Origin of the sequence: Paenibacillus sp. FSL R10-2782, from assembly GCF_038592985.1 — a bacterium.
GTDB lineage: Bacteria > Bacillota > Bacilli > Paenibacillales > Paenibacillaceae > Paenibacillus > Paenibacillus terrae_C.
In genome coordinates this window covers 3,870,551-3,886,399 of the sequence record NZ_CP151951.1, presented here as the reverse complement: position 1 = coordinate 3,886,399, position 15,849 = coordinate 3,870,551, and the positions used below count along the sequence as shown (strand labels likewise).

The 15,849-nt window shown below is 50.2% G+C and carries 8 protein-coding genes and 1 pseudogene; 6 read left to right on the top strand and 3 right to left on the bottom strand.

The annotated features are described in order from the left end of the window. Positions 1-80 precede the first annotated feature (80 nt). Together NST83_RS17555 and NST83_RS17550 are read left to right on the top strand one after the other, a co-directional pair. The gene (locus tag NST83_RS17555) at positions 81-5,585 is read left to right on the top strand and encodes a S8 family serine peptidase (RefSeq protein ID WP_342415098.1); all 5,505 of its coding nucleotides are present in this window, start codon (positions 81-83) and stop codon (positions 5,583-5,585) included. A gap of 182 nt (positions 5,586-5,767) precedes the next feature. Continuing rightward, positions 5,768-6,118: a hypothetical protein gene (locus NST83_RS17550; RefSeq protein ID WP_137063943.1), complete on the top strand. Its 351-nt coding sequence runs from the start codon at positions 5,768-5,770 to the stop codon at positions 6,116-6,118. A gap of 17 nt (positions 6,119-6,135) precedes the next feature. On the opposite strand, the gene NST83_RS17545 is transcribed toward NST83_RS17550, so the two are convergent. Next, complete coding sequence (locus NST83_RS17545) at positions 6,136-6,723, bottom strand: hypothetical protein (protein WP_342415097.1); 588 nt, start codon at positions 6,721-6,723, stop codon at positions 6,136-6,138. A gap of 380 nt (positions 6,724-7,103) precedes the next feature. Here NST83_RS17545 and NST83_RS17540 point away from each other — a divergent pair. The 3 genes and pseudogenes from NST83_RS17540 to NST83_RS17530 form a co-directional block, all read left to right on the top strand. After that, a pseudogene (locus NST83_RS17540) lies at positions 7,104-7,181 on the top strand (putative holin-like toxin); the annotation flags it as partial. A 331-nt stretch (positions 7,182-7,512) separates the two neighbouring features. Further along, a complete protein-coding gene (locus NST83_RS17535; protein WP_342415096.1) occupies positions 7,513-7,884 on the top strand; it encodes a DUF4190 domain-containing protein in 372 nt (123 codons plus the stop codon). A 93-nt stretch (positions 7,885-7,977) separates the two neighbouring features. Continuing rightward, positions 7,978-8,238 (top strand): hypothetical protein, encoded by a 261-nt coding sequence (locus tag NST83_RS17530; RefSeq protein ID WP_342415095.1) that lies wholly within the window; start codon positions 7,978-7,980, stop codon positions 8,236-8,238. A gap of 75 nt (positions 8,239-8,313) precedes the next feature. Here NST83_RS17530 and NST83_RS17525 read toward each other — a convergent pair whose 3' ends face one another. Both NST83_RS17525 and fabV read right to left on the bottom strand, forming a co-directional pair. After that, positions 8,314-8,466 carry a DUF1540 domain-containing protein gene (locus NST83_RS17525; RefSeq protein ID WP_137063936.1) on the bottom strand — a complete coding sequence of 51 codons (153 nt, stop codon included), beginning with the start codon at positions 8,464-8,466 and terminating at the stop codon, positions 8,314-8,316. A 257-nt stretch (positions 8,467-8,723) separates the two neighbouring features. Next, on the bottom strand, positions 8,724-9,911 hold the full coding sequence (fabV, locus tag NST83_RS17520) for an enoyl-ACP reductase FabV (protein WP_342415094.1): 1,188 nt from the start codon (positions 9,909-9,911) through the stop codon (positions 8,724-8,726). A 188-nt stretch (positions 9,912-10,099) separates the two neighbouring features. Here fabV and NST83_RS17515 point away from each other — a divergent pair, with 188 nt between their 5' ends. Continuing rightward, positions 10,100-15,841 carry a WIAG-tail domain gene (locus NST83_RS17515; RefSeq protein ID WP_342415093.1) on the top strand — a complete coding sequence of 1,914 codons (5,742 nt, stop codon included), beginning with the start codon at positions 10,100-10,102 and terminating at the stop codon, positions 15,839-15,841. Positions 15,842-15,849 lie beyond the last annotated feature (8 nt).

Sequence of the window (15,849 nt, the reverse complement as noted above, 5' to 3'; positions counted from 1 at the left end):
TGATGTGCAAGGCATGAGGTCTTACTCTTGTACAGGTTATACCAGAAATATTAAACCTAGTAAAAGGAGTGGAGAAGTAATTGATTAAATCTAAACGATTCAAAAAACCACTATCTATTGGACTATCTTTGCTTATGGCCTTTTCTTTTGTTCAACCTGCTTTGGCGAATAACACACCGGATGGCTCCAAGCTGGAGCTAAAATCAGGCTCCCACAAGGTAACGACCGCGAAGGTATCCCCTAAACTGACCAAACAGTTTGAGGAGAACAGCTATGTAACTTATCTGGTCAAATTAAAAGAACAGGTAGACACAAACAAGGTTTCCAAAAATGCTCTCCAAAAGGCCTCGCTTGAGAAAATAACACCCTCTGCCGCCAAAATGGCTGTCCGCAGCAATGTGATCAGCTCTCTGCGTGAAACCGCTTCAAGAACCCAATATGGGCTTGAAAATTATTTGGATAAGCAATCGGAGAGCGGTGGAGTGAAGGAATATAAAAGTTACTTTATTGTCAATGCCCTGGCGGTCACAAGTACCAAAGAGGTGCTGGACCATATTTCGCAGTTGCCTGAGGTAGACAAAATTTTGCCGAATGAAACACGTTATCTGCAAAAGGTGACGGTTGACAAGCAGGCAGAGGGGACAGCCGCCAAAACTGCTGAAACAGCGACAGTAGACACGGCAAAATCTGCAACCGCAGAGAAAGCTGTAGAGCTGGAAAAGGACGATAGTAAAACATCGGCGAAGCCCGGCAATGCAGGTAAGAACGCTGTAGACCCATCTACCGTGGAATGGAATATATCACATATTAATGCACCCCAAGTATGGGAACAAGGAATCGACGGAACCGGAATCGTTGTGGCCAATCTCGATACAGGCGTAGACTATACTCATCCGGCCCTGCATCGCAAATGGCGCGGTCTGGACGCGGCAGGCAATGTCGTGAATCCCGAGCTGAGCTGGTACGATCCGCATAGTCATGCGACGTTGCCGGTCGATCAGGAAGCGGATTCCCACGGTACGCATACGATGGGAACGATGGTCGGCTCCGAGGAAAATGGAACGAACCGGGTCGGCGTTGCGCCTGGCGCGAAGTGGATTGCCGTTCGGATTTTTAATCCGGAAACGACGGATGCAATTATACTCGACGGCGGCCAATGGCTGCTTGCGCCAAGGGATGCCCAAGGCAATCTTCATCCCGAGCTTGCACCGGACGTGGTGAACAATTCGTGGGGCGGCGGACCTGGCCTCGATGAATGGTTCCGACCTGTGGTTCAAGCATGGCGGGATGCACAGATATTCCCTGAATTCTCCGCAGGTAATACTTCCCTTTCCAATCCGGGCGGTCCTGGATCGGTAGCGAATCCGGCTAACTATCCGGAATCCTTTGCCACTGGAGCAACCGATCTTAATGACAAGCTGGCCAGCTTCTCACTGCTGGGACCGTCGCCATATGGCGAAGTGAAGCCCGAAGTTTCTGCACCGGGTGTAAATATTCGATCATCCGTTGCTGGCGGTGCTTATAAAGGAGGATATAATGGAACTTCCATGGCGGGCCCTCATGTCGCGGGACTTGCGGCTCTGTTGCTGCAAGCGAATCATTCGCTTACTGTGGATCAACTGGAAGAAATTCTGGAAAATACAGCTACACCACGCACGGATAGCACATATCCTACCTCTCCGAACAATGGCTACGGACATGGTGTCATTAATGCATTGGATGCAGTCGGCTCTGTCGTCCAGGGCTTGGGCTCCGTATCCGGTAAAGTTGTAACAGGTGGAGATGATCTGGAAGCGCCTGTTCTGGAGCATACACCGTCTGCTGCGGCATTCGAGGGCATTGACATACCTCTGACTGCTCATGTAACGGATAATGTCGGGGTGACAGCAGTTGAGGCCTTTGCCAAAACAGCGGGTACGTCAAACTATGTATATATTCCGTTGGAACGGACCTCCGGCGACAGCAAAGACGGTACATATCAAGCGTCCATCCCGACTTTCTTGGTGGATAGCGTCGGTCTGGAATACTATATTCGCGTGAATGATTACGGCAATAACGGTTTTGAAACCGAAGTGTACAAGGTTAATGTCTCCAAAGGCGTCAAACCTGGCTATACACAGGATTTTGAAAAGGATATTGCTGGTATCAATGTCGGTGGACAGGGTAGTGTTTGGAAATGGGGAACCCCGGTAAGTGGCCCCGGAAGCGCACATTCGGGAACGAAGGTCCTTGCGACCAATCTCGAAGGCAAATATGCGTCCAACTCTAACAGCTATTTCCTCGCTCCTCCGATTGATCTGACCAACAGTCCCAAAGGGGCATTGCTCAGCTTCAAGCATTGGTACGATATCGAAAACAATTCTGATTTCGGCAAAGTATATGTAGCCACCACCAACAATCAGAATGCATTTGAGCAGGTATTATCATTTACAGGCACCAGCAACGGCTGGAAAACACAATATCTCGATCTGCGAGCATTTGCAGGTCAGAAGGTATACCTTCTGTTCAACTTTACAAGTGATAATACGATTGTAAAAGATGGCTGGTATATCGACGATCTGTCGATTCAGGAACCGGATACCGTTGCACCTGCCGCGCCAAGCAATCTGACTGCCGAAGCGGATACAGTCGGCAACGTCTCGCTGGCCTGGAATGCTTCCTCCGATGAAGATGTGAAGCAGTACAAAGTGTATCGCTCCACCCAATCGGGCAAAAATTACACTTCCTTGGGTACAACCTCTGGACTGACCTTCACCGATACGATCACGGTCAGCGGCTCGACCTATCATTATGCAGTGGCGGCCGAGGATTACAGTGGTAACGAGGGAGCCAAGTCGAATGAGGCTTCACTGAGAGTAGAAGTGCCAGATACGCTGTATAGCGATTCATTTGACGGCAGCTCGGATAACGGCTGGACTCATTCTGGTACCAAGGATGAATGGGAACGTGGCATCCCCAAAGAAGTGGGACCAGAAAGTGCAGTATCCAGACCAAACGTATGGGCAACCGATCTCGATAGTAACTATGAGAGCGGAGCTGACTTTTCGCTGGTTTCTCCAAAAATAAATTTGAATGGTGTGCGGAATGCAACACTTACCTTCAACCACTGGTTTGAAATTGAGTCCGGCTATGACTTCGGTTATGTGGAAGTGTCCAAAAATAATGGCGACACCTGGACCGAGCTGGGCAAATTCTCTCATAACACCAATGGGAAAAAATGGACTCCGGTTTACTACAATCTGGATAGCTATACCGGCAATGAGATTCAAATTCGCTTCCGCTTGAAATCGGATAACAGTGTGAACAAAAACGGCTGGTACATTGACGATTTCCGTGTGCTGGGCATTCCAGCTTCGACAGTGACCAAGGATGTAGTACCTGAGTCGAATATCAAACTGGAAAAAGCGGAAGAACAATTCCCGCTGTACAAAATTACAAGCACCGAAAAGAGTGAATTCCAGGAAAAAGTGAAGCCGACGGAAGCAACGGTGGACAGTGGACATGTCGGTCTCGAAAGTCTTCCTGCCAGCGCCACAGTTACCGTACTGGAAACCGGACGTTCGGTGAAAACCGATCCGACCACAGGTAAATACAGCTTTATTCACATAGCTGGCAATTATACGCTGAAGGCTGAAGCCTATGGCTATGAGCCTCAAACGAAGCAGGTCACGATTGAGAATAATAAAGTAATCAGAGCGAACTTTAGTCTCCAAGCGGTACCTCATGGTACGATTCACGGAGTCATTACCGATAAGCAATCCGGTGAACCGATCCGAAAAGCGAAAGTGCTTGTGCTGGAGGATGCACGCATTGCTCCGGTAGAAACCAATGAGGCTGGAGAATTTACGCTGGATGTGCTGGAAGGGACATATACATTATCCATTGCAGCAGAAAATTATTACAGCGACAGTGTCACGGTCACAGCACCTCCGAACGGCAGTGTGGAAGCGAACGTCACATTGAAGCCTTTCATCGGCTTCCAGGGGGGCATCGCTTATGATGACGGTACCGGAGAAAATGCCAGAGCTTTTAACGCGGCAGGCAACTCTTGGGCAGTCCGAATGACACCTGAGTCGGAAGTGGCTCAAGTGACAGGCGCATCACTTCTGTTCTGGAACTCGGCCTTCCCGAATCCGGGAGGAACGGCGTTCCAATACTCCGTCTATGATGCCTCTGGTGCGGCAGGGGCACCGGGACGTCTGCTGGCTGGTCCATTTGACGGCACAGCCGTTCGGGATGAAACACAGTGGACGACGGTACAATTCCCTGAACCCGTAACGGTTCAAGGCGACTTTTATATCGTCTATACGCAGCCAAGCGCAGGCACGCAGTCTCCGGGTCTTGCTACAGACGAGAGTGGACCCAATGCGCTTCGTAGCTGGCAAGGTGTAAGCGGCGCATGGAGCCAATCACCGGAGGCTGAGGGCAATTACATGATCCGGGCGATCGTCAGATATCCGGTTAATGCGCCAACGATTACAACACCGACCAAGGCAACGTATACGAAGGAAGAGACAATTACCGTTACAGGTACTTCCCCGGCAGACGGGGCGGACATCCAGCTCTTTAACGGTAAGGAACTGGCTGGCACAACCAAGGTGAAGGATCGCCAGTTCAGTCTGGCGGTCGATCTTCAGCCGGGTGCCAATCCACTGAGTGTTCAGGCGGCGGTATACGGCAAAGTAACAGATCGTTCCGAGCCTGTGGTCGTCATACTTGACCAGACTAAACCGGGTCTGATCTTGACTTCTCCAGATGAAGGAGCCCGTACAAACGCGGGTGTCGTCAGTGTAACAGGTACGGTGTACGACGAGTTCCTCACCGACTTGACGATTAACGGGGAGCCAGCCGAATTTGGAAGCGACGGCAGCTTTAACAAACGTCTACTCATCAATGAAGGAGAAAATCAGATTACGGTGACTGCGAAAGATCTTGCGGAGAACGTAACGACGGTTACCCGTTCAGTGTATGTCGATACAGCTTTGCCGAAGCTGGAAAATATCAGTCCTGCTGAGGATGTGCGTATCACTCCAGGGCAACCGGTGCAGGTATCCTTCGACAGTGCGTCTGGATTGGAAGCATCCTTCCGTGTGGAATTGCCTTTCAATCTGACCACCTTGGCCCGAAACGAAATTCCACTAAACGAAACTTCGTCAGGTCATTATGAAGGAACTTACTTCACTTCCTCTTCTCTGAGTTTGGAAGGCGGAGTGATTGTGATCCGGGTAAGGGATGCAGCAGGAAATGAAGTGGAGGGGGAAGCACCTGGAAGATTGTATGTAACGAAGGGTGGAGGGCAGGATCCTGATCCGAATCCACCAACCTCTAACGAGAAACCAGTTGCGATCATTCAGGCGAATGATTCAGCCAAGAAGAACAAGAACGTTCAGTTTAACGGAAAAGCTTCACGTGATGTAGACGGCGAAATCGTCAGCTATAGCTGGAACTTCGGCGATGGCGATACAGCGTCCGGTTCCAAGGTAAAGCATAAATTTACCACAGCCGGAACGTATACCGTGGAGTTGACGGTGACAGATAATAATGGCGCAAGCGGTAAAGCTGCGCATACCATCACGATCCGTTAATAAGGTGCATGGAATGTTTCTTTTAAAATAACAACAGAAGACCCACAGCAAGCCACCATTTACGGAGGTCTGCTGTGGGTCATTTTTGAATTGTGGAACAGGTCTGGAAGAGATAGAATGAATAGAAACATATAAAGTGAATCTATTCACAATATTATTTTTTTAAGGTGGGAGAGAATCGTATGATTCATTTGCAAAAAGAAAGCGGGCGTATCCGCCTTGTGCTGGATGCCTATTTTATGGGAGAGGACATAGTCGTACTTATTTCTGGCGGCGATCAGCCCCATCTGGGAACGATTACAGCAGGAGCCAGACTGGAGCCGATCCAAACCGTTCAATTGCAAGCCCACAAGGAATTTTATATTACCGAAGAAATTGCCGTTCGTTTGCGAAAAGAGTTTGCGGGTAACTTTGCAATTTGCTGCGGGGCGCATATGGACCATGTAACGAAGGACGAGATCCGATTGTTGACGAACATGGCTATACAATTGGGTAAAGAGCTGATCGATCAACTCAAGCAAAAACGTCTGTAACGACTGTAGCGACCTTTTTAAGAAAACTCCTGAGTGAGCAGATTTCGGTATGGATATTTACTGTAAGGATACTTAAAAAGCAACGCAAAGCCGTGATCCTCGATTTGTACGGATTTCAGTGCAGTGGATGGAATCAAGCTGCGGATCATCAGAGTAACCGCACGCTGGTCTTTCTGGTTGATGGCTTTGGTTAAAGCAGAAGCAAAGCATCGATTGCGTACCAATTCGAGATATAGCGGAAAAACGGCTCTGGCGATGGCGCGGTGAACCCTCGGCTCAAATGTAAACTGCACTGTACCGGGTGGAATCGTCGTTCCGTTCGTATAATACAGCATTGGTGGATGGGCCAAGAAGGAGATAAAATAGCCGATACCGTTCGTGCCTAGTCCTTGCTTGGCAGCAAATGGCGCTACCGAGCAGAGAAGGACCTTCATCCGATCCAAATTGCCATGCACCACAGCACGTGACCATTGGACGGCAAAAGCACGACGGGTGGCAATGGCCTTGTAAAATGGCAGCATGGCAGCAGATATTTTCCTGAGCATATCAGCATTTAAGCGTTTGTGAGGCGAACCCCTTCTGCGGGATGTTGCACGATATACCATAGCTCCGACCTCCTTAGCAGGATGCTCTCATGGAGCGCATTTTATCAGTAATAGGTAAAATACTATATGCCCGATCACCTCGAAAAGTGTTTATGTACGTGAGGTTAGTCTCTATAATACAAACTAAAGTTAAAAGTATGTTAAAAATAAAAAGAAGACCCAAATTGCTAAGGTCTTCTTTCTTTCGTATTAACATTATTTTGCTTTAAGAGTTTTAGGAAGTATTTTCCTTTTTCACTCGGGCGATATACATATGTCTCTGATCCCTTCACCCTTGAGTACTCAATTAAACCATATGTTTTTAATATAGGTTCGATATTTAGAAAAGCAGTGCTAATACGGCTTTCGTATTCATTGTCATTTGGAAGACTATAAATTTGTTCGGTACGTTGCTAGTTACGCTAATCGGATTAATCGTCACGCTTGTTATTGCATTGAACCAAAACAAAAAGAAATAGATCGCCCCGTCGAAAGGTAAACGGATCTATTTCCTCGATTGAACCTACTGCAGCTATTGGATAGCATTACGTTTTGGGAATGGGAAGCGGCTGGAGGTCATATGCAAAGGCAATTCAGTATAAGCGTGAGACACCTTTGTATAAAGCCAATGATCTCAACAATTAAGTACAGACGTATTGCGGTGAAATGTATTGTGAACTTAATCAGAATTGCATATGGCTTTAAAAGATAACCATCATTTTTTGAAATAAGTACTGTCCTGATTTGTAAGATTGTGGTACCCTAGAACGTATATATTGCTATTTTACATATTGGAGCTGAATCAGACAAATGAGTAATTTATACAAAGACCCCCAATCGTCCGATCCTTTTCAGGAGACGAATGGTTATAACGCCCCATTTAACCCGCCTCCACAGCTTCCGCCTACAAATAATAAAGCTGTAGCTTCGATGGTACTGGGTATTTTAGCTGTTGTCATTCCCTATCTGGGGTTCATTATCGGAATCATTGGTATTATTTTGTCCAGTCTTTCGCTGAAGGAAATTAACCGTCATGGCGAACAGGGCAAAGGTATGGCCATTGCCGGATTAGTATGCAGCATTATCGGAACGCTGATCTATGCACTGATCATTATTTTCATAATCGTTGTTTTTGTTATAGCAGCCGCAAGTGGCGAGACCAATCCTTTTTCCGACATTTAATGATATGAGTGAGCACCATACACTTGCGCTCTTCACGATTGGGGTCCCGGATGCTATGATGGATGGAGTCCAATCAAGGAGAGTGAAGGTCATATGGCACGTACTCAAACACAAAAAGCGCTAAGAAAGGCAAAGCGCGCCGGAAACTACTGCTCTGCACAGAGCCGCAAAACAAATGGTCATTATGGCGAGATATCGCAGCATGTGCGAATGAAGCCAACCAAGCAGGAACAATTACAAAGAATCAAGCACAAGAAGCGAATCGTTCAGAGCGACGCTTCTTTTTTATTTTCCATAATATATTTGTCCTTCATTATTAAAAAAGGACTTGATAATAATTATCATTCTTGCTAAACTGTAAAAAGAAAAAGGAACCCGATCAGGGGCTCCTTTAGGGTAACCAATATTTTTTTGCAGAAATGACCTGTCTTATTTTGCTTCAAAGGTTTTGCAGTCCGTTTCTTCGGACGTGTGAGTGTCTGTAGGTCTGTTGCTTACGATATAAATGGAGCTTGCGCTACATTTATTTTCTTGAGCCCAGTGTGTACATGAGTTCACTTCACACATAACGTCTTTTGCCATGTTGTTCATCTCCTTTTGAGTTGAATGTGCAGGCTAAGCAAATAAATACAGTTTGGCAAGGTAGGACTTGTCCAATTGTGATTACCCTCTTATTACGAAGAGGGATTTTGCCATGCCTATTTGTACAATATCAAATGAATCTTAAAATTGCAATGTTTGCTTCATTTTGCTGTCCTCCACGCAGAGCAGAATACTCATCTGTCGGAGAACAGCTTTTTGCTTTTCTTACAAAATAACAACAACGATACTAAAACGACTTAGCGAACGGCAGAAATATCCACGATCGGATCAATGTCGGCCTCATAGTCCACACCCTCGAACTCAAAACCGAAAAGTTTGAAAAATTCGCTACGATATCCCTCAAGATCGGACAACTCGTAGATATTGTCTGTTGTCAGCTCGTTCCATATTTTCGCTACCTCAGCCTGCACGTCTTCACGTAGCTCCCAATCATCAATGCGAATGCGTCCTTCCTCATCCACAGCAGTTTCTGGGGCATATAGACGCTCGGAGAACAGACGGTAGCTTTGCTCCACGCAGCCTTCATGTAATCCTTTTTCCTTCATTACCTTGTACAAAGCGGAAATATACAGAGGTACGACCGGGATCGCAGAGCTGGATTGGGTGACCAGTCCTTTGGTGACTGCGACGAAGGCGCGTCCGCCAGTGGCTTTCAACTGATCGTTCAGCTGTTGTGCTGTGGCTTCCAGATGATCCTTTGCACTTCCGATCGTGCCTTCTCTATAGACGGCCTGGGTAATATCTGAACCGATATACGAAAAGGAGAAGGTGGTCGCTGAATCAGCCAGCACACCGCCCTCACGCAAGGCTTCGATCCACAACTGCCAGTCCTCGCCGCCCATAACCTCTACAGTCGCCTGTACTTCTTCTTCTGTTGCAGGTTCCAGTGTAACGCTGCTCACTTCGCCAGTGTGGAAGTTGACTGTTTTATTTGTGTATGGCTTGCCGATAGGTTTGAGCACGGAATTAAACGTTTCGCCTGTACGGGGATTCGTGCGACGACCGGAGGCGACGCTGTAAACGACCAAATCGACTTGCCCCAGCTCTTTGCGAATGACCTCCACCGTTTTGGCTTTGATTTCATCCGAGAAGGCATCCCCTGTCACGCTAAAGGATTTAAGCCCTGCTTCTTGAGCAGCCTTTTCGAATGCTGCGGAATTGTACCAGCCTGCCGATGCTGTCCGTGTAGCAGTAGCATTACTGGGACGGTATACGCCGATGGTATTGGCCCGCGCTCCAAATGCAGCCGTAATGCGGGAAGCCAGGCCATATCCGGCAGATGCCCCGATCACAAGCACATTGCGAGGTCCCTCGATAGCTGGACGGGCTTGTACATAGTTAATTTGCTCTTGAACATGTTGGGCACACCCCACCGGATGAGCAGTGGTGCAGATAAAGCCGCGTGTTCTTGGTTTGATAATCATATTATTGTAATTCCTCTCTTCTTATAGCAATCTTCACCCTTACTATTTTAACTTTTAACAATTTTTTTTCAAACGTGGATTTTATAGACCCTTATTTGGGCAAAAGTGAATCCCGTATGCAGGGTGGCAAGTGCCTAAGAGGCTGCATATGATGCCGTAACGATAAATATGAGAAGGGAGAGAGCTGCTTGAAGAACAAGAGCCGAAAAACCACCAGAAGCAAAAAGCCGCTCTATCGTGTAATTGACCCGGATATGAATGAATTAAGTATGATACAGCGCTTGAAGCCACAGCCTGCGGAGAGGGAAACAGAAGCGACACTTCATCAGGTTGCTTCTCCGCCTCCCCCAACGATAGAGGAGCCGGAGCAACAGATCATTGCAGAGCCTGAAATTCCAATTGAGTACGAGGCTATAGGTGAAGGTGAAGGTGAAGGTGAAGGTGAAGCTGAAGCTGAAGGTGAAGCAGAGGAAACTCAAGTATTGATGGATGTGCCCGAAGAGCCTGAGCCCCTGTCTGAGCCACCGTCTGAAGCGATTGACGTCGAAGAAATTTTGAATAATAAAAAGGCACCGCATGTAAACAATGCTTTCATCTATACAGACGATTTGAGTGATCTGGCTGTAACCGGTGAGAAGATCGCTCCCGCGTCCATAGATGCCAGCAAGATGAAGCAAGAGAGCATCCAAACGGAAACTCTGGCGGATTATGCTGTTCATACCATTAAAATAGCTGACGGTGCAGTAACTTCTTCGAAAATTGCCCCGGATTCCATTACGGTGGAGCATCTGTCGGACGCATCGGTGGCAGGCAGCAAGTTGCAGGATCGTTCCATCGGCGGTGAGAAGCTTCGCGATGGCAGCATCACCCCGGAAAAGCTGGCCGATAAGATTATCAGCAGCGATCATATCGCGAACGGCTCGATTGAAAGCCGACACTTTAAGCAATGGATTGTGTCTTCGGAAATGCTGCAGGATCAGGCGATCACTGCCGATAAAATTCGCAGCGGCACAATACAATCTACTAATTTGGCCAATGAGGCTGTCGACAGCTCCAAGCTTGGGGACCAGTCTGTGACCACGTCCAAACTGCGGGATGGGGCTGTGGATGGCTCTAAGATTCAGGCTGGCAGCATTGAAGGTTTTCATTTAACGGAGCATGCCATCACTGCCCGGCATCTGGCACCCGGTTCGATTAACCGCCAGCAGCTTTCTGACGGAATTGTGGGCAGGGAGCAACTGGAGGAAGGGGGGGTCAGCGGGCGTCATCTGGAGCTCGGGGCGGTCACCGGTGCGCATATTCAGGCAGGAGCGATTGAAAGAAAGCATCTGAGTCCTGGCTCTATTGGGGAAGAGCAGCTTGGAACGGGAGAAGTGTTAGCTCGTCATTTGGCGGACCGGAGCATCCAGTCCAATAAGTTGGCAGATCAGTCTGTAGGCTCGCTGCAAATTGTCGATCAATCCGTGACTTCATCCAAAATATCGGATCAAAGCATTTTACCACACAAAATCGCCGATGAGGCGGTACTTACCAGACATATTGCTACAGCGGCTATACAAGGGCCTCAGCTTGCTCCAGAGGCGGTATCTTCAATACATCTTCAATCCGAAATTATTCGGGAAAATCATATTGTAACGGGTGCGGTTACGGAGCATCATATACAGTCCGGGGCTGTCACGAGCGAGAAATTAGGGAAGGGCGCAGTTCTGGATCACCATGTGGCGAATCAGGCGGTCAAGGAAAATCACATTGCTTCGAACGCTATTAAGCCTGACAAAATTGCTGACGAAGCGATTACGGAAAGCAAAATTGCCGCAGGGGCGGTAACCAGAAATAAAATTGCGCCTCAAGAAATTGCAGATGTACACATTGCGTCCGGGGCTATTCGTGAAAAACATCTGGCGGACAAAAGTGTGGGTGGTAAGGCATTACAGGCTGAGTCCGTTCGTTCGGCGCATTTGGCCGTGGGTTCTGTGCTGAGTGAGCATATCGGGAACGGAAGTGTTGGAACCTCGGCCTTGCAAGGGCAATCTGTTACCGCAGACATATTGGGTGCAGGCGCTGTTCAAACAGGGCATCTGGCGAATGGAGCGGTGTACTCCCATCATTTGCAGGATCATGCGGTAACTTCGCTGAAACTGTCGCCAGAGAGTGTAGCAACGGATAAAATTAATGATCTGGCGATTACAGCTCCTAAATTGGCAGAGGGCAGCGTAACCTCCTCCAAGCTGTCCGGACGTTCCGTGCAGCCGTGGCATATCACGGATAAAGCTGTACAGAGCAATCATCTGGCTGTTGAAGCGGTGGAAGCGAATCATCTCGCTCCTGAATCCGTCACCTCCAACCATTTGCAGTCTGCATCGGTCCTGACCAAGCATCTCGCCCCGGATAGCGTATCCGGTCATATACTTCAGGCGGAAAGCGTCACCTCGGAGAAGCTGGCGGCTGGGTCCGTGCAAGCACCCAACCTGGCGGAAAACAGCGTCGGCCCTGCACATTTGGCTGTGCAAGCGGTACACACTCACCATTTGGCAGCCGGAGCGGTACAAGAAACCGCACTGGCTCAGAATGCCGTAAAGTCAGGGCATCTTGCGTCGGAATCCATCCAATCCGATCACTTGCAAAACGGGGTCGTTCAGGGGGAGCATATCGCATTGCAGGCTGTGACGACCCCGGCCTTACAAGATGAGGCGGTCACTTCTGCCAAACTGGCAGAGGGGAGTGTTACTTCCACCAAGCTGTCTGCCCATTCGGTGCAGTCTGGGCACATAACAGATGAAGCGGTGCAAAGGAGCCATTTGGCAGTAGCGGCTGTGGATTCTGCGCATTTGGCAGCCGGAGCGGTCACCTCGGTTCATCTGCAAGCTTCTACGGTGCTTACGAGACATCTGGCCCCGGATAGCGTATCCGGTCGTGCGCTTCAAGCGGAAAGCATCACCTCTGAAAAGCTGGCAGCACGCTCGGTGCAGGCAATGAATCTGGCGGAAGACAGCGTCGGCCCTCCACATCTGTCTGCGCAGGCGGTACACCCCCGGCATCTGGCAGACGGAGCGGTGCAGGACAGAGCGCTGGCAGAGGGGGCGGTGAAGTCCGTGCATATCGCACCGGAGTCCATCCAGCCGCATCATCTGCAAATTGAAACCATTCAGGGCGTGCATATCGCATCACAGGCGATATCGACCGATGTCTTGCAGGATGAGTCGGTTACATCCGACAAACTGGCAGATCAGAGCGTGACGGCCGCCAAGCTGTCCGCCCACTCGGTCCAGCCGTGGCACATTACGGACAAAGCGGTGCAAGGAAACCATTTGTCAGAAGAAGCGATTCAATCGAGCCATTTGGCCCCCGAAGCCGTCACCTCTGCCCATTTGCAGGCTTCGGCTGTGCTTACGAGACACTTGGCCCCGGATAGCGTATCCGGTCGTGCGCTTCAAGCGGAAAGCATCACCTCTGAAAAGCTGGCGGCGCGCTCGGTGCAAGGAATGAACCTCGCAGAAGGTAGCGTAGGTCCTCTGCATCTGTCTGCGCAGGCAGTACACACCCGGCATCTGGCAGACGGAGCGGTGCAGGACAGAGCGCTGGCAGAGGGGGCGGTGAAGTCCGTGCATATCGCACCGGAGTCCATCCAGCCACATCATCTGCATCTCGGAACTATTCAGGGCGTGCATATCGCATCACAGGCGATATCGACCGATGTCTTGCAGGATGAGTCGGTTACATCCGACAAACTGGCAGATCAGAGCGTGACGGCCGCCAAGCTGTCCGCCCACTCGGTCCAGCCGTGGCACATTACGGACGAAGCGGTGCAAGGAAACCATCTGGCAGAAGAGGCTATCCAGTCGAGCCATTTAGCCCCAGAAGCCGTCACCTCTGCCCATTTGCAGGCTTCAGCGGTGCTTACGAGCCATATGGCCCCGGATAGCGTATCTAGTCGTGCGCTTCAAGCGGAAAGCATCACCTCTGAAAAGCTGGCGGCGCGTTCGGTGCAAGGAATGAACCTCGCAGAAGGTAGCGTAGGTCCTCTACATCTGTCTGCGCAGGCAGTACACCCCCAGCATCTGGCAGCTGGAGCGGTACAGGATAGAGCGCTGGCAGAGGGGGCGGTGAAGTCCGTGCACATCGCACCGGAGTCCATCCAGCCGCACCATTTGCAAATTGAAACCATTCAGGGCGTGCATATCGCATCACAGGCGATATCGACCGATGTCTTGCAGGATGAGTCGGTTACATCCGACAAACTGGCAGATCAGAGCGTGACGGCCGCCAAGCTGTCCGCCCACTCGGTCCAGCCGTGGCACATTACGGACGAAGCTGTGCAAGGAAACCATCTGGCAGAAGAGGCTATCCAGTCGAGCCATTTAGCCCCAGAAGCCGTCACCTCTGCCCATTTGCAGGCTTCGGCTGTGCTTACGAGACACCTGGCCCCGGATAGCGTATCCGGTCGTGCGCTTCAAGCGGAAAGCATCACCTCGGAAAAGCTGGCGGCGCGCTCGGTGCAAGGAATGAACCTCGCAGAAGGTAGCGTAGGTCCTCTGCATCTGTCTGCGCAGGCAGTACACCCCCAGCATCTGGCAGACGGAGCGGTGCAGGACAGAGCGCTGGCAGAGGGGGCGGTGAAGTCCGTGCACATCGCACCGGAGTCCATCCAGCCGCACCATTTGCAAATTGAAACCATTCAGGGCGTGCATATCGCATCACAGGCGATATCAACCCATGCCTTACAGGATGAGTCTGTTACGTCCGACAAACTGGCAGATGAGAGCGTGACGTCCACCAAGCTGTCCGCTCACTCGATCCAGCCGTGGCACATTACGGACGAAGCGGTGCAAGGAAACCATCTGGCAGAGGAAGTCATCCATTCGGACCATTTGGCCCCTGAAGCTGTCACCTCTGCCCATTTGCAGGCTTCGGCAGTGCTGACCCGGCATATCGCGCCGGGGAGTGTGTCCGTTCACGCGCTCCAGGCGGGGTGCGTGACTGCAGAGAAGCTTGCACTTCGGGCGGTGCGTGCTTCGAATCTGGCAGAAGCCAGCGTAAGCTCCGTACATCTGACGGAACAAGCGGTACACCCCCTACATCTGGCTGATGGGGCGGTACAAGAATCTGCGCTGGCAGAGGGCGCGGTTCAGTCAAAGCATATCGGACTGGATTCCGTCCAGTCGGAGCATCTGCAAGCAGGGGCCATCCAGCAACAGCATGTAGGCTGGCAGGCGGTGTCGGAGGATGCCTTGCAGGAAGGATCCGTTACGTCCAGTAAGATCGCGAATGGAGCGGTACAGTCCTGGCATATGGCTGAGGAGTCCATTGAAGGCCAACACATTGGGGAGGAAGTTATTGATACGTCCCACCTGAAGCCAGGGGCGGTGACACTGGCTCAGCTATCCACAGATATTCACCTCTCGGGGCTTTTGCCAGAGGAAGGCATCAGTGGCGACAGACTCCAGGCGGAGAGTGTATCCCGCAGTCATCTGAAAGCACAGGCTGTCGATAGTGAGATACTGAGCCCCGAAGCTGTGGGACCAGAGCATTTACAGGTCGCTGCGGTACAAAGCCATCACTTGGCGGAGCAAAGTGTCGAAGGGCATCATCTGGTGGAAGGCTCCATAGGATCACGTGAGCTGGAGCTGAATGCCGTGAAGCCGGAGCATTTGAGCATCAACCCGGTCCGTACCTGTGCCAATCAGTCGGCATTGCAACAGTTTGGCAGAGCGCCGTTTCTTTTGAAGGGCAGTGAAGGAGAGACGGAGGTTACCATTGTATTCGCAGAGCCTTTTATGAATCCAGACTATACGCTGGTAGCGATGACGAACCATCCTCTCTTTCATGCGACGCTGAAATCGCAAACGCCGGATGGAGCTGTGATCGTCGTAACCAAGTGGAACGAAACCTCGCATAATTACGGCATTGTTTCCTGGATCGCCATCGGTTAGTGAAGGTG

Excerpts from the sequence above, each read along its gene's own strand:
- NST83_RS17550 (WP_137063943.1), top strand. The coding sequence starts at position 5,768 with ATGATTCATTTGCAAAAAGAAAGCGGGCGTATCCGCCTTGTGCTGGAT.
- NST83_RS17545 (WP_342415097.1), bottom strand. The coding sequence starts at position 6,723 with ATGGTATATCGTGCAACATCCCGCAGAAGGGGTTCGCCTCACAAACGC.
- NST83_RS17535 (WP_342415096.1), top strand. The coding sequence starts at position 7,513 with ATGAGTAATTTATACAAAGACCCCCAATCGTCCGATCCTTTTCAGGAG.
- NST83_RS17530 (WP_342415095.1), top strand. The coding sequence starts at position 7,978 with ATGGCACGTACTCAAACACAAAAAGCGCTAAGAAAGGCAAAGCGCGCC.
- NST83_RS17525 (WP_137063936.1), bottom strand. The coding sequence starts at position 8,466 with ATGGCAAAAGACGTTATGTGTGAAGTGAACTCATGTACACACTGGGCT.
- fabV (WP_342415094.1), bottom strand. The coding sequence starts at position 9,911 with ATGATTATCAAACCAAGAACACGCGGCTTTATCTGCACCACTGCTCAT.